This window comes from Methanococcus vannielii SB, assembly GCF_000017165.1.
Classification (GTDB): Archaea; AGJL01; Methanococci; order Methanococcales; family Methanococcaceae; genus Methanococcus; species Methanococcus vannielii.
Window position 1 is genome coordinate 667,026 of the sequence record NC_009634.1, and the last position, 16,915, is coordinate 683,940.

Sequence of the window (16,915 nt, forward strand, 5' to 3'; positions counted from 1 at the left end):
AATTTCCCATCTTAGATTTTCTTACCGTATGCAAATTGGTATATCATTGATACAAAGAGTACAGCACCAATTATGTTTCCGATTGTTACTGGAATGATATTCCAAATCCACCAGTCGAGTACTGTTATATTTGCACCTAACATCATTCCTGCAGGAATAAAGTACATGTTTGCTACTGAGTGCTCAAACCCTGTCGCAACGAAACTCATTATTGGGAACCATATCATGAATACTTTTCCAAGAACGCTTGTTGAAGCCATTGAACCAATAACTGCAAGGTTAACTAGCCAGTTACATCCAATACCCTTAACGAGAGCTGAAAACCATCCAATAGCACCTCCTGCCATATAAGGTAAAACTTTAGCATTAGCAGTGCCAATTGCGGCCTGACCAAATGAATTTACTGTAAGCTGCCCTGTTGCAGCATCAATAGATTGTAATGGCCCAAATACCATCATCGCAGCGTATATTAACGAACCTATAAGGTTACCTATGTAAACACAAGTCCATACTTTTATCAGTTGTGCATAGGATGCTTTTTTCTGAAAAACAGCAACAGGTAACAACATCATGTCCCCCGTAACAAGCTCCATACCTGTAAGAATAATCATTATAAGGCCAACGGGGAACACTGCTGCTGCCATGAATTTACCAAATCCAAGACCCATTGCTTCACCGATACCAGTTCCAACAATAGTGGCAAGTCCACCTCCCATTGCAATGTACGCTCCACCCATTATTCCTCTTACAAGGAGCTGACTTGGGGATAAGCTTCCTTTTACCTGACCTACATTTCCTGCAATTTCCACCATTTTGTCTGGCGGGTTTATATCTACCATACGTATTACCTCCATGGAATGTTGTGGTCTTGTGGGGTACTAACCACACATATGTATATCTACTATATTATATTTATCGATTGAATTCATATAGTAAAGAATAAATACAGCATTATTGCTTGAAAAAACAGTAATAGTAAAGAATTAAGTCTTTTAAAAAATTAATCAAAAAACATTAACGGCATAATTTAAAAATAGCAAGATAATAACGAAAGAAATATTAAAAAAATTAAAAATAGGAAAATGAATTTAAGCCATTGTAAACTGGGCTTCGTCTGCTTTAACTATTGTTCCATATCCTAAAAATTTACCATCAGCACAAGTAATCCTAAATGCAATTAATCCCATGCCGCCTTTAGCTTTTACCTGTTTTCTTAAATTTTCAACGATTTCGTCAACATTATCAGATATTGTTGAAGCTATTCCTAATGAATATAGCTGAAGTCCGGGTATTTCATCTGCAGTGGTAATTATAAACTTATCTTCAAAAATCATCGACAACACCTCTTCGGTACTGCACCCCACAAAACCAATAAAATTTTGACTTTGAATATATATATAGTTTATTGTTTAGTTTGCAATATATAAAATACCTAAAAAAAATACTTATTTTTTAAATTAAATCGATAAAAACAATTAAATTAAAATATGAATCTTAATTAACATTTTTTTTGAAATTAAAAAAGTAAATATGTAGATATTATTTTTATTCTACTATGCTCTCTTCATAGATTAATGCAGGAAGTACTATATGAAACGTGCTACCACGTCCAAGTTCACTTTCAACCCATATGGTTCCGCCATGGGCTTGAATAATACTCTTACAAACTGCAAGACCGAGTCCAGAACCTCCTTTTTTACGCTTTGTTGAGGAATCAACCTGGTAAAACTGGTCAAATATTTTTTCCAAGTCTTTTTTTGGAATTCCTGCACCATTATCCTTAACTGTTATGTGTACATCCCCATTTTCAGTTTCTTTTCCGATTATCATTATGGATTCATTTGCAGGGCTGAATTTTATCGCATTTTCAATTAAATTTGTAAAAACTTGTGTTATTCTATCTTTATCAGCATTTATTAGTAAATCTTTAATGTCTTGTTTTAATTTAATGTTTTTTTCCGTTGCAAGCGGTGTTAAATACTCAATAACGTCACTTACAGTATCTTTAACATTCATAGCCTCCCGGTACATCTCAAGTTCTCCACGCTCTATTTTTGATAAATCAAGCATACTTTCAATAAGTCGCCTAAGTCTTATTATATTGTCATCTGCAACCTGAAGGCATTTTCTTTGAGATTCGTTGATTGTACCCATTGTTCCGTCAAGTACGAGTTCAACATATCCTTTAATTGAAGTTAACGGAGTTCTAAGTTCATGAGAAACTATTGCAATAAGGTCTGATTTTAAATTATCAAGCTCTTTTAGTTCCTCATATGACTCTTTTAATTCTTCTGCGTGTTTTTTAAGTTTTTCATTTGAACTGTTTATTTGGTCTGCCATTTCATTAAAAACTCTTGCAAGCATTCCAAATTCATCGTCAGTCGTTACATTAACTTTTTTAGTATAATCTCCACCACTTATCCACTGTACCCCGTGCTTTAGTTCATCAAGAGGTTTTATTATGATTCTATTAAGTAGTAAGGAAACAGTAAGTGCAATTAATAGACCAATTAATCCAACTACAAATGTTTGATCCCTTATATTTGAAAGAAGAGTAAAGTACTTATTTTCAGGAGTTCCGACAAATAATATGCCAATAATTTTTTCATCTGAGTCATATATTGGCTCATATGCTGTAAAATACCATTCATTTACAACATAAGCTCTACCGTAGTACGTTCCACCTTCTTCCACAACTTTAGTATATACATCGTTTGAAACTGGAGTTCCAATCGCTCTTTCATCGCCATCCAAAACGTTTGTAGATATACGAATACTGTCTAAAAATATTGTAGTTGCATCTCCAGACGAGTTTCTTACGATATCCACTATTTCATAATCATTATTTAATATATCAACAGCCATCGAAGCACCCAATAACTCCCCAAGTGTTCCATAAACTGGTTTTATTGAAACTAAGGCCATTGCCCTATTTTTAATTAATGTTTCATTAGAAATGTCACTTTTAATCTCAATCTGTACAATATCCTCAACGTCTTCATATTTTAGAGTTTCAAGATCTAAAATTTCAATAAAAGAAAAGTCGTCATAAGATACTGCTTTAAAAAATAATTCAGAATAGCTATCATCCCCAGTAACGTTGGAGTTAGACCTTGCAATAACATTTCCATTCTTATCTAAAAGTACTACAAAGTCAGCTTCTGAAGATATTTTTGTTGCAGTTGCTAGATTTTTAAGGCTCCCGTAATCAGTATTTACAATTGAGTCCATAATACAATTGCTTGTTGCAACATAGGTATTTAGTGATGATAATTTTTCTAATTTAAGTCCCAATATACTTTCTGCAATTTTTAAATCGTTATTTATCTTATCCTGAGCTTGGTTATTCATTTCATTTGTTATGGTGTTTATTGAAACTGCACCAAGCATTACTATGGGGATTAATGCGACAATTATGGAATACATCATCAATTTAGTCCCTAATCTTTTAATTGGAGGTATAGTTTTCATATTTTCTCCTTTATTAGTAACACCCAAAGTCTAAAAAATAATTTAATTCTGATTTGAAAGTATTGCTTTGACCTTTAAAAGTAAATCATCCCTGTCAAACGGTTTTACAATACAGTCATCAACCTTTTTATTAATTGCAGTCTCAATTGTACTTATTTGAGCATTTGCAGTTAAAACAATTACCGGGATATTGGAATAACCCTCACTTCGAATTTTATCAAGGTATTCCCAACCAGTCATACCTGGCATCATAAGGTCTAAAATTATTAAATCTGGCTTTTTTTTGATTAATTCAAGTCCCTGATAGCCATCCTGTGCAGTTATAACCTCATATCCACTTATTTCAAGAATTATCCGTACGAGGTTTAAGATATCCTCTTCATCTTCAACAATTAAAACTTTTTTCATTATATGCACCACATATACCATTATAGAGGCATTGGATAACAGAAAACACTTAAAATTAAGAAAAATCATGACTGTGGTACTCAAACCACACAATAACTATATAAACTTAGCTTAGACATACTAATTACAAATTTATGACTGTATAGTATTTATACGTTACTAAACAAAACTATTAGTGATGGCAGTTACAATTTAAAGGCATTTTTAAATTTACTTTAATTATTAACAATTGGTGTTAATGTGGAATTTATAGAATTCGGCTACGGAAATTCGAGTGATAAAAATTCATTGAAAGCCGGAGCGCATGCCACTTCCGATGCATTGAAAATGATGAATAAGTACTCCGAAAAACCAAATATTGCATTTTTATCATCTTCTTCAGAATATGATCCAGAAGAAGTCTTAAATGGAGTAAAACTAATACTTGGGAACAAAACCCCTATTGTTGGCACTAGTTCTAAATATCAAATATCTGGAAAAACCGTGGATATAAATAGCGTTTCGGTTGGGATTTTAGGTTCAAAATATTTTAACGTTGGAATGGGAGTTTGTTTAGGAGCATCCATACATCCGAAAGAGTGCGGTAGAAAAGCCGTTAAAGATGCAGTTAAAAACTTAGGAATGATGCCAAAATTAATTTACGTAATATCTGACTTTTGCGAACATGAAGAGCATGTTTTAAAAGGCATTATTGAGGAAGTAGGTGTTACAATACCTGTTTTTGGGGCAGTTTCATCGGATAGTTTAGAATTTGAAAAAACTTATCAGTACGGAAACGATGTATATATTGATAGTATTGTCTGTGTTGCTTTTGGGGGAGACATTGTTCCAAAAATTTCTTACGGGCGTTACTTAGAATCTGGAAAAAATGCAAAGACTGTAAAAAATATTATTACAAAATCTGATAAAAGAACGATAAAAGAAATAAATAAGATGCCTGCTTTAAAAAAATATTTAGAAATATCGGGATTTGAAGGGATAGAAGAAGACATAGCTAAAAATCCAGAATTTTACCTTTCAAATCCTCTTGGAATAATGGATACCAATGGCGATATACATTTAAAAGGCCCCATATATATTAAAAATGACGAAATAGTTACTGGATCAAATATTAGAAGTTCAAACGAATTAAAAGTTGTAAATGTTAATGAAAAGACTGTTGAAAAGATATTTACGGAAAATATTGAAGTTTTAAAAAACACGTTACCGAATTATTCTCCAGTAGTTACATTTTCTGCAATTTCATCGTATTTATTAGAAGTTCATCCAAAACTACTTGAAAACCTCGTTAAATCTCATGATATTGGGCCAGTTCACGGGTTTTCAAGTTTTGGGGAAATGGTTTTTGGAAGATATGAAAACTACTCAATTACGATGTGTTCACTAACTCCAGATTTAGTGTCCATAAGTGCGAAAGAAGGAATACATATGTTTACAAAACATCCTGCAACAAAAGAAACACTTTTAAAAATTAATGAACTTGGAGGGTCCGTAAAAGTTGAAGAACTTGGAAATGCACTTGGGATTCATAGGCGATCTGCATACGACCGTGTAGAGCCCCTATTAAAATACGGATTTTCGGAAAAAGAAGGTGCATTAATTACCATTACTGAACTTGGAAGATTGCTTTTAAAGTTTGATTTTTAATTAAAACAAAAATTTAAAACTAAAATTATATTTCCATTGAATTAAGTCTTTTTGAAATATGTATTAACGTATTTTTCAAATTTTCATCATTTTTATAATTTTCAACAATTTTTAAAAGTTGCAATTTATCCATTTTTTTGTATTCGACTACATAATCCGTAATTAATGGAACACATCTTGTAAGTTCGTCCACAATTGAAATCGTTGACTTTCTGGCGGTTCTTGAAAGGGGGTTTAAATCAATTGCAATAACGGTTTTACCCATTTTTACGAGTGCTTCAGCCCTATCGCCATCTTCTAATGGAACTAAAACTACATCTGCCGTATAAATACCAGATTCTGAAACTTTTCCCCTTAAATGGTCAATTCCCGGAATCTTTTTATCTGCTTCGTCAATTCCAAGTAAAGTGATTCCAGATTTAACATCTTCTTCAAACAATTTTTTTATTTTCTGTTCTCGTTCAGTAGTCCTGTAAAATAAATTTACCTCGATTTTACCATTCAATTCCCTTGCAAGTTTCACAAATTCATCTTTTGCCAAAGCTACACTGTTTCCATTTATTGAAATTACCGGGTTTTTCGAAAGAACCATTAGGGCAGCAGTAACTTTTATTGCATTTAGGGCCTCTGGAGTTGTAGTTTCCCCTAAAAGGTAGTCAAAAGTTTCACCTCTCCCATGTGCAATCATTCCACCCTTTGCCAAAACCCCCGATTCAAAAGCTTCGACAATTCTATCTCTATTTAATAATGACCTGTATCTTGGGTGCGTTTTTGGAACCATTAAACCTCACCGGTTGCTATTTTTAATTTTATGCGTTTTAGTATCGATTATTGAGTTACTAAATTAAAAAATAAGCATTTTAAATATTCTAAATCTTTATTTGCCATTGTAATTACGTGATCAGGTGCTTGTGTTCGGTACGGGCCAATTTGCCGTATCTCTTTTTTTGCACGGATTGATGATGATACAACAGTATTCTTAAAGCTTTCCCTGTCAACATGGTGTGAACATGAACAAGTTACAAGCATTCTTTTTGCAAGCTTTAAACCAAGATAATTCATTGCATTGTATGCATTAAGTGCATTTTTAAGGTCTTTTGATGAATCAGTAAATGCAGGAGGGTCTAAAATCACTACATCATATACATCATTGTTTTTTATCATTTCTTTCATTAAATCAAAAGCGTTTCCAGTTAAAAAATTGTAATTTTTAATGTCGTTTAATTCCATATTTTCTTTTGCTTGAATGCTCGCTTTTTCAGATATATCAATTGCAGTTACTTCTGCACCCCTTATCCCTGCATGAACCGAAAATCCACCCGTATAACTACAAATATCTAAAACTTTATCGCCCTTTTTCACGTAGTTTTCAAGATCAATTCTGTTTTCCCTCTGGTCTAAAAAAAAACCAGTTTTATGTCCTTTCATGTTTACCATAAATTTAGCGTTTCCTTCAAAAATTACAGTTTCAATCTGGGATTTATCGCCAAAAATCTTCGTTTTAACTTCGCTTCCCTTTTTACCACTCTGTACATAAAGCGTTTCTATATCTGTATTTTCAAATAGGCATTCAAAAATTAAATCTGAATATTCGTCCATGATTTTTGAGGAAACTTGCATCGATGCAATGTTATTGTATTTATCAATAATTAATGATGGAAGACTATCTGCTTCTGCGTAAACCATTCTGTAAGTATTTTTATAATTTAAAATATTTTCTCGGTAATTTTTTGCAGCTAAAAGCCTAGACTTAAAAAAATCATAATCAACTTCTTCTTCTTTTTTCGTAAGAAGTTTAATCAAGGGATATTTCGGGTCATAAAGTGCCTTTCCAACAAATTTACCATTATAAGAAATATCGATAATTTCTTCTTGTTTTGGAAATTCTTCTTTATTTAATACTGCATTTTTGTAAATTATGCTTGAAAAATTTGAAAGAGATGTAAAAGCACGTTTATCTATTTGAAATGACATGAAACCACCATTTTATGGAAAAATAATTTAAAAATAATAGATTTAATAGCATAAGTAATAATTTTTATATTTATCTTTTCAAGTGTGCATCCCAGTCAGCAAGGAATTTTTCAATTCCAATGTCCGTTAAAGAATGGTTGAATAATTTATCAAGTACGTCAAATGGAATTGTAGCTACATCTGCGCCCATTTTTGCGGATTCGGTTACGTGAATCGGGTGCCTTACGGATGCAACGATAACTTCTGTTTCAATCCCGTATGCTGAAAATATCTGCATAATTTCTGAAATTAATAAAAGTCCATCTTGACCAATATCGTCAAGCCGTCCAACGAATGGGGAAACATAAGTTGCTCCTGCTTTTGCTGCGAGTAAAGCTTGATTTGCTGAAAATATTAATGTAACATTTGTTTTAATTCCTTCTTTTGAAAGAATATTTACTGCCTTCATTCCTTCTTTTGTCATTGGGATTTTTATAACAACGTTTTCTGCAATTTTTACAAGTTCTTTTGCTTCTTTAATCATTCCTTCTGCATCAAGTGCAATAACTTCTGCACTTACTGGGCCTTTTACTATTGAGCATATTTCTTTAATAACCTCGTAAAAGTCTCTTCCTTCTTTTTTAATCAGACTTGGATTTGTCGTAACTCCGTCAACTAACCCTAATGCATTAAATTCCTTAATTTTTTCAACGTTTGCAGTGTCTAAAAAAAACTTCATCCTTTTTCACCATTTTGTGTTTCGCTTTTACTAAAATTATAGATAAAGATATTTATAGCTAATGCAGATTTTCTAAATTTGTACATTATAAAAAAGTCAGATTAAATTCCTCTGCAAGCCATTTGGCTTTTTTTGCACCTTTTGGATATTTTTTAAATATTTTTTCAATCATTTCGTCCCTATTTATTGAATTAACTCCAAATTCTAAAATTTCCAATACTATATCGTAAACTTCATGACTTTTCCAATTTGGAACCTCTAAAGTCATGCAAAAGTCCGTTTCTTTAAATTTTTTTCTTAAAGCCGGAGGAATTGAGGCCATTAAAACTCCATTATTTAAATCCACAAATGGAGGAATTCCGCTAATGTTAACTCGATTCAATTCAGTTAATTTAAAATATGAATTTTTGGAATAAGAATGAATCTCAAAATAAAATTCTGGTCGATATTCCTCGATTAAACCTAAAAGAATTTTTCCAGCATTCGTTTTATAATATTTTTCGTCAAGTGTTGAAACGTACTTTGAGTTTTTAGTAATTTCTGGAATTATTACTATGTTTCCAAAAATATCGGGTAAATTTAACCGATTTTTCAGTAATTCTAAAATTTTTGACGTGTATTTTGATTCATTCCCATGAATTCCTGCTAAAAATAGTTTTTTTGGAAAACTTTCTCGAGAATTGCTATAAATTTTCAAAAATTACACCGCATATATTTAAAATAAGATTAAAATAGTTATAATTTAATTATAAAGTAGATAAAGTACTTATAACTTAAAGAGTTGCAATTTTAAATCCAGAATCCATTAAAACAGTTGTGGAAGTTACTGGCTTTTCAAATTCGTTATGTTCCATTATAAATTTACAGAGGTCTTCAGGCGTATTTTTAGAAACTTCAATTTTTTGATGTTCTGTAATTTTACACGCTTCATAAGTACTTAAGTAATATGCATAACCTTCTTCAAGCTCTACTTTTTTAATCCGGATATCATTATCTGAAACATAACCCATGTAGGCTTCATTGTCAGTTAAAACCGCTGCAATTCTTGGAGTATTAAAATCATCCTTTTCATAGTCCATTGTTAATAATGAATACGATAAAGCATCTCGTATAGGAAGACCAATTCTAATTTTATCTGCGATTATGTCAGTATGCGAACCATTGGTAACTACTGCAATATTTCCTACAATTTTTACACAATTATATGTAATATATGGGTTTTTAAACATTTCTTCTAAGTTTTTAGGTAAAATTGCAACTGTTTCGTCGTTCATTATTTTTGCAATCCGGTTTGGAAAACTCCTACTTGAAACCCGGTATGTTACAAACGGCTTCCCATTTAAGGTTTTTCCCAAAACTAAAAATCTACCAATGTACATAAAACCACCTGAATTAATATTTTTATAACTTTATCCATTTTTAAAGGGAGATTCTAATTTTTAATTGCATTTAATGGACAGTAACTTACACAAAGTCCGCATTTGGTACATTTTTCACATTCAATCTCTGCGTTTCCAATTGAAGTAATAGCCCCATTTGGGCAGAAAGGAACACAAGTTCCACATCCAACACAACATTCTAAAATTTTCATGGTTACCACGATATTATACAATATGTTAATTAAAACTATTTATTTCTTGGTTTTTTAGATTTATTTCGTATTTTTTAAGTTCATCAATTGTCATTCTTTGTTTGCATTCGGTAGAGGGAATAACGTAGAGGAGTTTTGGATCACTAGGCTCCCCTTTTAATCCGAGTACAACTAAATCTGCAAATATCGTTTCCTCATAAATTTTTATAACTTCATTTACGGGATAAGACTTTTTATAGAGTGGAAAAACGGATTTATCAAAATAATAAATCTTTTCGTCAGTTTCAGTTAGCCCGTAACTCTTCAAATAATTAATAAACTGTTTAATTTCCCATTTTTCACTTTTAGCATCGGATGTTTCTAAAATGGATATTTCATTAATTATTCTAGCTTCTTTAAGTTCTTCAATAGGTATATTTTGACTAAAATTTATTTTAACATCCCCATTTTCAGAAGTTCCTGTAATCTTAATTTTTCTCTTTCTTAAATTTTTAATCGTTTGGGATACTAATTTTTTAGCTTTTTTATATGAGTAATAAATTATTGCTAAAAATATTCCCAAAAATATCATCGGTATAATTAAAAATAACCCAATTAATACGATGGGAATTAGAAAAATCCAAAATATTGGAGTTATTTTATTTAAACTGTATACTTTAATCATTTTTAAAATCACCTAAAACCACGATTCAAGGCTTTTTTGGGATTTTTTGTTACCCAACAGTAAATCTAGTTTTTCGATATTGGGTAATACCCGTTCTTTTGAAAAGTCATTTTCTTCCACTAAAAATTCAATTAGTTCGTCTTTTCTTGGAAGTTTTAACCCGATTTCGTAGTCAGTTATTACGTTTGGTTCATCAAATATTTTTCTAATTTCAGAATAGTTTTGAATTTCAAAAGCATATTTTTCCATTTGCCCTTTTTTGACAACTTCAAATGCTTTTTTTGGGCCAATTCCCTTAATTCCCCCTGGATTATAATCTGTACCAATTAATATCGCTACATCAATTAGTTCTAAAAGATTAACATTTAGTTCAGTTAAAACTTTTGAAAGTTCAATCAATTCTAGACTCTTGTTTGACGAAGTTATGTTTTTTACAACGCTTTCTGCACCATAAAGAATAGAATCATAATCTTGACTTACTACAAATGACGCATTTTTTGATTTTACAAGTTCTGCACATTGGGCTTCTCCTTCGGAAGGTGCATTAATATATGGGACACCCATGAGTTCTAAAAGCCGTTTAGAATTTTCAATTGTTTTTTTATCTAGAAAATTAGCTCTTTTTGCATATTTTTGCATATTTTCTAAATTATCCTGTTCTTTTGCTTCGAGGTAATTTTCAAGTGCGTTTTGGCGCAATTTTCGCCTATCTTCTTTGGTTTTTTCTTTTAAATCATGCGATTTTCCATCAAAAACCCATATTGGAGTTATTTCGTTTTCCAACATATATATTGTTTTATAAAATATACCATTATAAGTTGATGTAATCTCCCCACTCCTATTTTTTAAAGGACTCCCGTCTTTTAGGCGAATGCTTGATAAAAACTGGTAAATTACATTCATTGCATCTATTGCTGCTGATTTAGTTCTTAAAAGTTTTAAAGAGATTTCTTTTTTAGGAATTATATCTCCAAACTGAACTCCCATAAAAACACCAATTAAGAGGTAATATAAAATAAGTTAGACATTTTGATTCATTCCATTAACTATTTCGAAAAATCTATTAAGTACTTTTTCTCTTAAGCCCTCAACAAACTTCAAACTTCCAGCACATTCGTGTCCGCCACCGTCAAGGGATGCTTCAGGAATTTCATCAATTAACCTATTTACGATTAGATTTAGATTAAAGCTAAATTTATCACTTACTGCATCAGTTGCCCTAACAACTCCAAAGTCGGGCCCATATGAAAGCGTAATTATTGGAGTATTTGCAGGATGTTTTAAAACTATCGAGTCATGTGCAAAACCGCAAGTTTTTCCAGGCGCTGGAAATGTAAATTTATGGGCGTATTTTTCAACATCAAGTATGTTATAAATAATTCCATTTTGTAAAACTTCGGTTTTAATTGCAGGTTTTACTGCTTTCATTTGCCTATCTACCATTGACATTGCCCTTTCATATAGAATATTAATGAGTTTTTCATGTCTTTTAAAGTCTTTTTTATTCATTCCATATATGTCTTCTACAATGCCCATTCCATTCATAAATTTCAAATAAAATGCTTCAAAATCCATACAAAGTCCGATTTTTTCTAAATCTTCCCTAGCATATATTTTTCCACTTCCAAATTCTGCACTGCATGAGTTAAATCTGTCAAGTGCAATTTTTATGTAACTATCAATAGCTTCGCCTTTAGCGTGATCCCCTACAACAGCAATTCCGGGCAAATGGCTAATTAAATCAGTAACGTCTGGATTTATCATTCTTGCAACTTCAGTTCCTAAAACTCCGGCTGTTAAATTACTGTTTCCACCAACTAAATAGGGATTTACGTGTGCTTCAACGTACTCATCAACTTCAACTTTCCCATCGATTATATCTCCAGGGAAGTGGTGATCTACAACAACAACTTCTACATCGTAAGCTTTAACCTTTGAAACTGCAGGTATATCCTCGTCAGTACTCCCGTTGTCCACAAGAACTATTAAAGGCATTTTTTGCCCAAATCTTAAATTATCTTCAATCGAAAATACTAAATCCTTAGTTACATCCTCTAATTCATAAAATGGAGCTTTTGAAGGACTTCTTCTAAAGAAATGCCACTGCGCACCTGCATCCATTGAAAATTTTTCAAGAATGGGGATAATTGCTTTTTCAAGTGCAATTCCACCACAGTAGCCATCTGTATCTGCATGATGCCTTACAATTACTGGCCTTCCATCTAAAACTGCTCTTCTAATTCTTTTTGCAACATCTGCCATTTTTGGCCGTAATTTCTCCAAAATTTCATTATCTACTAAAAACTCTATATCACTTGAAGGTTCTGCTTTTTTATCTAACTGTGAATCTATATTTAGTTTAACTTCTTCGGCAGTGTCCCCTTCGAGTTTCTCAAGCCTTATCCGTTCTATCTGTAATTTTCCATCCCTTACAGATACTGACCCGACTACATCAATAATTGAACCCATTACTACATCAGGGTGAGTTCTAACTCCCGCAGACTCAAAAGCTGCAATCCATGCAACCTCTGAGCCATCTGTAATTGTAAAAACAGTTGGACCTGGAGTTTGAACTGCTTGAATTACTTCTCCTTGAATTCTAATAATTTTATCCTTCATATTCATTAATCCAGTTTCAAATATTTCTCTAATCGTTATTAAATCGTGTTTTTTCTCCATTTTTTCCAATTTATATCCTACGATTGGAGTATATCTTAAATCGACTTCCCGCTTATCGAGTTTCAATTCAAAAATTTGTACAACTAGTTCATCGCCGACTTCAAAATCGCTTGGTTTTTTCCCAATAACTTCCCTAAACCTTAAAAGTCCCCTTGTTTTATCATTCAATTGTACGAATACGCCGTATTTTTCAATCCTATTAACTTTACCTTTATAAAATCTACCTTCTTTTAAGTCATTCATTGTGCATAATTCATCGAGGACATAGACTATTTTTTTATTTTCTTGCCTTTCAGATTCTTTGTTCTTACAGTTATCGCAAATCCTAATTTCTTTATTTTCAGGATATTTTCCAATTTCCCTTCCACAAGAATCGCATTTTATAACTTTTCCAGTGCCCATACAGTAGTCACATTCACCATATTGTGGAATCGTTCCTTTTCCATCGCAGGAAGGGCATGGAACTTCGGCATCATCAAAATCATATTTTGAATTTTTTGAAACACTTTTAAAGTGCTTTTTTGTTTCAAATTCTTCCAAATATCCTGTTCCATTACATTCTGGACATTCAATATACTTAATTACCTTTTTACCGGTTCCTTCACAAATTTTACAGTTATCAATCATAGTTATCCTCGTAAATTGAATTAATAATTATTAGTAATAAATGTATAAAATAAATAGATTAAACTGTTTCTTTAAAAACAATGTAAATTTAATTATATATAATTAATTAAAATAATGCGTATCTAAAAACAGATTTAACAGCAGTTTTTTATAAAAAAATATAAAATTTCACTAGTTATACGTATTTTGGCGAAAATTAGTAAAAAATAATGCTTTTAAGGTACATGTGTAAGCATATCAATTAAATTACCATTGTACAGTTTAAAATGTTAAATTTAAAATGTTAATAACTATATCCTTTTTCAAATGCTAAAATATTCTTTTTTTCAGTTCCTTTTGGAATACTATCTAAAAGGGACTTTTCAAGAGCCTCTTTTGAAACTACTTCGGTTATTTTTACAAGAGCACCAAGCATTACTATATTTGCAACAATTGAAAGACCTACATCTTTATTTGCAATTTCAGTAAATGGAACTTTATAAACGTCATATTTTTCTTCGTAGCCTTCCGGTAGAGTTACGAGGTCTTTGTCAATAATTACAACTGCATTTTCCTTTAAATCGAATCCATATTTATCAAATGCAGGTTGGGACATTGATATGAGTATATCTGGTTGAATTACCTTTGGAAAATCTATTTCTTCATTGGAAATTACTACTTCAGACTTACTTGCCCCACCTCTCGCTTCTGGCCCGTAACTTTGCGTTTGAACGGATTCTTTCTCACCGTAAATCGAAGCAGCTTTTCCAAGAATTACTCCTGCTAGTATTATACCTTGACCGCCAAAACCTGAAAATCTTATCTCTTTTCTCATTGTATCACACTATTCTTGTAATTTTTTAAGCTGTTCAACGTATTCTGGCTTTTGAATATTTACAAATTCGCCAACAATAATTTTTTCAATTAAATCTTCATTAGATAGTGTTTCTGCCTTTTTTATTGGCACAGTGCTTTCTTTTAATATTTTCATCATGTCAGAAGGCTTTTTTGAAGTGTTAAATCTTCCATAATACGTTGGACATTGCGATACTACTTCAATAAATGAAAATCCTTTGTTTTCCATTCCTTTTTTAATAGAATTTACAAGTTGAATCGGGTTTGCAGTAGTCCATCTTGCAACATATGTTGCACCTGCTGCTTTTGCAAGTTCGCATAAATCAAGTGGGTTTTCAGGATTTCCATAAGGGGCAGTTGTTGCCTTTTTTTCATGCGGAGTTGTTGGAGAACACTGGCCTCCGGTCATTCCATAAATATTATTATTTATGCAAATTACTGTTATATCGATATTTCGCCTACAGCCGTGAATAAAGTGATTTCCACCTATTGCGGAAAGATCGCCGTCTCCAGTAAACACAACGACCTTTTTATCATTTTGAATTACTTTTGTCCCAAGTGCAAACGCAATCGGTCGGCCGTGTGTTGTATGTAGTGAATCACAGTATAGGTATCCGGGAACTCTTGAAGAACAGCCTATTCCTGAAAGTGCAATATAATCTTCACTTTCAATTGAAAGTTTTTCAAGAACGCTAGTAAAGCAATTTAAAACAATACCGTTACCACATCCTGAACAGAATATATGTGGCAATCTATCTTTTCTCATGTACTTTAACGATGGATGCATGCTTTTTCACCTTGATACCCGTAAAAGTATATTTCTCATTAGTAACTTTAGGTTAGTAATTTTAAATTAAATAATAGTTCTATATTTTTATTTTTAATTCTTTCCCTTCATTGTAGCAGCAGCATGTGTTAGTTCAAATATTGCACCGCCAAGGTCATTTCCAATATCCTGAATTTCTGAAATATCAAGTTCAATATCTGAATTTTCAAAAGAAACTGCAAGCGGTAAAAACTTGTATGCAACTTCTACGATATCGAATGGATTACAAAACATTTCAACTGCAATTAATCCAGAAAAAGTTTCTTTTTCAATTTCCGTTGGTTTTGTTATAACTTTATTCACAATTATATCGGGGTTTAGAGATACGAGTATGTTTTTAATGACTACTTCTTCAGATTTTCCTTCTCCAGAAAATACTGCTTTTACCCTTAAAAGACCGTCTTCTTCTTCAAAACAGAAGATATCGTCATCATCATACATGCCTTTTTTTAATGCATCTAAATCTAATTCAACATCTTTTTTGACATATACATTGAAAGCAATTCCATATTCTTCTGAAAATCTTTTAAAAAAGTCTATGATATAAGATATTGTTTCCCCCATTTCATTTCCAGAGATTTTTAATTTTGAAGGAGAAAGTACATCTAAATCTGCACCGTACTTTATACAAAACGTAATATAGTCAATAAGCGTTTCAAATTTTATTTTTAGTTCATCTATTCGAGTGTATAATTCACTATCATCTATTTCACTAGATAGTGTCTCTGCACCGTATTTTTCCTTCAATTCTCCAACTAATTTTTCAAATCCTCTGTCAACAATGGCTTTATCGTTTCCCTTAAATTCTTGGTAAGAAATAATTTCAATCATTTTTATCCCTGCTAAAATAGGTTACCGATAATATAGTAATTTTTCATTTTTATACCATTTGCATATTTGGTCAAAAATGAAAAATAAATTTGAATTTTAAAATCTTATGTTATGTAAAAAAATAAAACTTTGAAGTAAAAATAAATAATCGAATAATATTAGTTTTGAAGGCATATATTATTAGATACCTTCATAAATACCTTATATATTGATTTTATAATTCGTTTGTTAGGCAGTATTGTTGAATATATCTCATCGTCATACTTACATTTAATTTTTTTAGGAATTGTAAGTTTATATACTATTTCAAATTTTTCAGTGCGAGATGTTGAAAATTTAATATAATATATATCAGGCGGTTTTAAATATTCCCAATTTGCATATTTTTTTAAGATTTCAACGTCAAATACTTCATTTTCAGATAGTCTAATTTTGTCAATTTCACTTTCAAGTATCCTAAATATGTGCATTGTATACATTACCACCTGAAGGTATTCCGTTGGTGAAATAGTTTCAAGATTTGAGTTTATAGTTCTTGAAAAGTTTTTTACATACTCTAAAAATTCTAATGGTAGTTTTTTATAAATTACCTCATTTCTTAAAAGTTCAGAATACATTTTTTACCCCATTTTTACCCGGGTGTTA

18 protein-coding genes are annotated in these 16,915 nt (G+C 31.5%); 1 reads left to right on the forward strand and 17 read right to left on the reverse strand.

The window, feature by feature from the left end:
• Nucleotides 1-11 precede the first annotated feature (11 nt).
• From MEVAN_RS03125 to MEVAN_RS03140, 4 genes are all read right to left on the reverse strand, one after another.
• Nucleotides 12-839 carry a formate/nitrite transporter family protein gene (locus tag MEVAN_RS03125; protein ID WP_011972420.1) on the reverse strand — a complete coding sequence of 276 codons (828 nt, stop codon included), beginning with the start codon at nucleotides 837-839 and terminating at the stop codon, nucleotides 12-14.
• 249 nt (nucleotides 840-1,088) lie between these two features.
• Nucleotides 1,089-1,334, reverse strand: coding sequence for a selenium-binding protein (locus tag MEVAN_RS03130; protein WP_011972421.1), 246 nt, complete (start codon nucleotides 1,332-1,334; stop codon nucleotides 1,089-1,091).
• A gap of 211 nt (nucleotides 1,335-1,545) precedes the next feature.
• Complete coding sequence (locus MEVAN_RS03135; protein ID WP_011972422.1) at nucleotides 1,546-3,471, reverse strand: ATP-binding protein; 1,926 nt, start codon at nucleotides 3,469-3,471, stop codon at nucleotides 1,546-1,548.
• Between the two features lie 42 nt (nucleotides 3,472-3,513).
• On the reverse strand, nucleotides 3,514-3,879 hold the full coding sequence (locus tag MEVAN_RS03140) for a response regulator transcription factor (RefSeq protein ID WP_011972423.1): 366 nt from the start codon (nucleotides 3,877-3,879) through the stop codon (nucleotides 3,514-3,516).
• 240 nt (nucleotides 3,880-4,119) lie between these two features.
• On the opposite strand from MEVAN_RS03140, the gene MEVAN_RS03145 reads away from it, so the two are divergent.
• A complete protein-coding gene (locus MEVAN_RS03145; RefSeq protein WP_011972424.1) occupies nucleotides 4,120-5,526 on the forward strand; it encodes an FIST signal transduction protein in 1,407 nt (468 codons plus the stop codon).
• A gap of 25 nt (nucleotides 5,527-5,551) precedes the next feature.
• Here the strand turns inward: MEVAN_RS03145 and MEVAN_RS03150 are convergent, their stop codons facing one another.
• From MEVAN_RS03150 to MEVAN_RS03210, 13 genes are all read right to left on the reverse strand, one after another.
• The gene (locus MEVAN_RS03150) at nucleotides 5,552-6,307 is read right to left on the reverse strand and encodes a 4-phosphopantoate--beta-alanine ligase (RefSeq protein WP_011972425.1); all 756 of its coding nucleotides are present in this window, start codon (nucleotides 6,305-6,307) and stop codon (nucleotides 5,552-5,554) included.
• Nucleotides 6,308-6,354: 47 nt separating this feature from the next.
• Entirely contained in the window at nucleotides 6,355-7,500 is a 1,146-nt protein-coding gene (locus MEVAN_RS03155; protein ID WP_011972426.1) for a class I SAM-dependent rRNA methyltransferase, read from the reverse strand.
• A gap of 70 nt (nucleotides 7,501-7,570) precedes the next feature.
• Nucleotides 7,571-8,218 carry a fructose-6-phosphate aldolase gene (gene fsa, locus MEVAN_RS03160; protein ID WP_011972427.1) on the reverse strand — a complete coding sequence of 216 codons (648 nt, stop codon included), beginning with the start codon at nucleotides 8,216-8,218 and terminating at the stop codon, nucleotides 7,571-7,573.
• A gap of 85 nt (nucleotides 8,219-8,303) precedes the next feature.
• Entirely contained in the window at nucleotides 8,304-8,915 is a 612-nt protein-coding gene (locus tag MEVAN_RS03165; protein WP_011972428.1) for a DUF2119 domain-containing protein, read from the reverse strand.
• Nucleotides 8,916-8,991: 76 nt separating this feature from the next.
• A complete protein-coding gene (locus tag MEVAN_RS03170) occupies nucleotides 8,992-9,597 on the reverse strand; it encodes an IMP cyclohydrolase (RefSeq protein ID WP_011972429.1) in 606 nt (201 codons plus the stop codon).
• A 53-nt stretch (nucleotides 9,598-9,650) separates the two neighbouring features.
• Entirely contained in the window at nucleotides 9,651-9,809 is a 159-nt protein-coding gene (locus MEVAN_RS03175; protein WP_048059140.1) for a 4Fe-4S binding protein, read from the reverse strand.
• A gap of 25 nt (nucleotides 9,810-9,834) precedes the next feature.
• Entirely contained in the window at nucleotides 9,835-10,473 is a 639-nt protein-coding gene (locus MEVAN_RS03180; RefSeq protein WP_011972431.1) for a hypothetical protein, read from the reverse strand.
• Between the two features lie 12 nt (nucleotides 10,474-10,485).
• Complete coding sequence (fen, locus tag MEVAN_RS03185) at nucleotides 10,486-11,460, reverse strand: flap endonuclease-1 (protein WP_011972432.1); 975 nt, start codon at nucleotides 11,458-11,460, stop codon at nucleotides 10,486-10,488.
• A 33-nt stretch (nucleotides 11,461-11,493) separates the two neighbouring features.
• Nucleotides 11,494-13,779 carry a DHH family phosphoesterase gene (locus MEVAN_RS03190; RefSeq protein ID WP_011972433.1) on the reverse strand — a complete coding sequence of 762 codons (2,286 nt, stop codon included), beginning with the start codon at nucleotides 13,777-13,779 and terminating at the stop codon, nucleotides 11,494-11,496.
• A gap of 283 nt (nucleotides 13,780-14,062) precedes the next feature.
• A complete protein-coding gene (locus MEVAN_RS03195) occupies nucleotides 14,063-14,593 on the reverse strand; it encodes a 2-oxoacid:ferredoxin oxidoreductase subunit gamma (protein ID WP_011972434.1) in 531 nt (176 codons plus the stop codon).
• 9 nt (nucleotides 14,594-14,602) lie between these two features.
• Nucleotides 14,603-15,400 carry a 2-oxoacid:ferredoxin oxidoreductase subunit beta gene (locus MEVAN_RS03200; protein ID WP_011972435.1) on the reverse strand — a complete coding sequence of 266 codons (798 nt, stop codon included), beginning with the start codon at nucleotides 15,398-15,400 and terminating at the stop codon, nucleotides 14,603-14,605.
• 93 nt (nucleotides 15,401-15,493) lie between these two features.
• Nucleotides 15,494-16,270 (reverse strand): hypothetical protein, encoded by a 777-nt coding sequence (locus tag MEVAN_RS03205; protein ID WP_011972436.1) that lies wholly within the window; start codon nucleotides 16,268-16,270, stop codon nucleotides 15,494-15,496.
• A gap of 158 nt (nucleotides 16,271-16,428) precedes the next feature.
• A complete protein-coding gene (locus MEVAN_RS03210; protein WP_011972437.1) occupies nucleotides 16,429-16,887 on the reverse strand; it encodes a hypothetical protein in 459 nt (152 codons plus the stop codon).
• Nucleotides 16,888-16,915 lie beyond the last annotated feature (28 nt).

Excerpts from the sequence above, each read along its gene's own strand:
- MEVAN_RS03125 (WP_011972420.1), bottom strand. The coding sequence starts at position 839 with ATGGTAGATATAAACCCGCCAGACAAAATGGTGGAAATTGCAGGAAAT.
- MEVAN_RS03200 (WP_011972435.1), bottom strand. The coding sequence starts at position 15,400 with ATGCATCCATCGTTAAAGTACATGAGAAAAGATAGATTGCCACATATA.
- MEVAN_RS03205 (WP_011972436.1), bottom strand. The coding sequence starts at position 16,270 with ATGATTGAAATTATTTCTTACCAAGAATTTAAGGGAAACGATAAAGCC.
- MEVAN_RS03210 (WP_011972437.1), bottom strand. The coding sequence starts at position 16,887 with ATGTATTCTGAACTTTTAAGAAATGAGGTAATTTATAAAAAACTACCA.
- MEVAN_RS03135 (WP_011972422.1), bottom strand. The coding sequence starts at position 3,471 with ATGAAAACTATACCTCCAATTAAAAGATTAGGGACTAAATTGATGATG.
- MEVAN_RS03130 (WP_011972421.1), bottom strand. The coding sequence starts at position 1,334 with ATGATTTTTGAAGATAAGTTTATAATTACCACTGCAGATGAAATACCC.
- MEVAN_RS03155 (WP_011972426.1), bottom strand. The coding sequence starts at position 7,500 with ATGTCATTTCAAATAGATAAACGTGCTTTTACATCTCTTTCAAATTTT.
- fsa (WP_011972427.1), bottom strand. The coding sequence starts at position 8,218 with ATGAAGTTTTTTTTAGACACTGCAAACGTTGAAAAAATTAAGGAATTT.
- MEVAN_RS03190 (WP_011972433.1), bottom strand. The coding sequence starts at position 13,779 with ATGATTGATAACTGTAAAATTTGTGAAGGAACCGGTAAAAAGGTAATT.
- MEVAN_RS03170 (WP_011972429.1), bottom strand. The coding sequence starts at position 9,597 with ATGTACATTGGTAGATTTTTAGTTTTGGGAAAAACCTTAAATGGGAAG.
- MEVAN_RS03140 (WP_011972423.1), bottom strand. The coding sequence starts at position 3,879 with ATGAAAAAAGTTTTAATTGTTGAAGATGAAGAGGATATCTTAAACCTC.
- MEVAN_RS03150 (WP_011972425.1), bottom strand. The coding sequence starts at position 6,307 with ATGGTTCCAAAAACGCACCCAAGATACAGGTCATTATTAAATAGAGAT.
- MEVAN_RS03195 (WP_011972434.1), bottom strand. The coding sequence starts at position 14,593 with ATGAGAAAAGAGATAAGATTTTCAGGTTTTGGCGGTCAAGGTATAATA.
- fen (WP_011972432.1), bottom strand. The coding sequence starts at position 11,460 with ATGGGAGTTCAGTTTGGAGATATAATTCCTAAAAAAGAAATCTCTTTA.
- MEVAN_RS03175 (WP_048059140.1), bottom strand. The coding sequence starts at position 9,809 with ATGAAAATTTTAGAATGTTGTGTTGGATGTGGAACTTGTGTTCCTTTC.
- MEVAN_RS03180 (WP_011972431.1), bottom strand. The coding sequence starts at position 10,473 with ATGATTAAAGTATACAGTTTAAATAAAATAACTCCAATATTTTGGATT.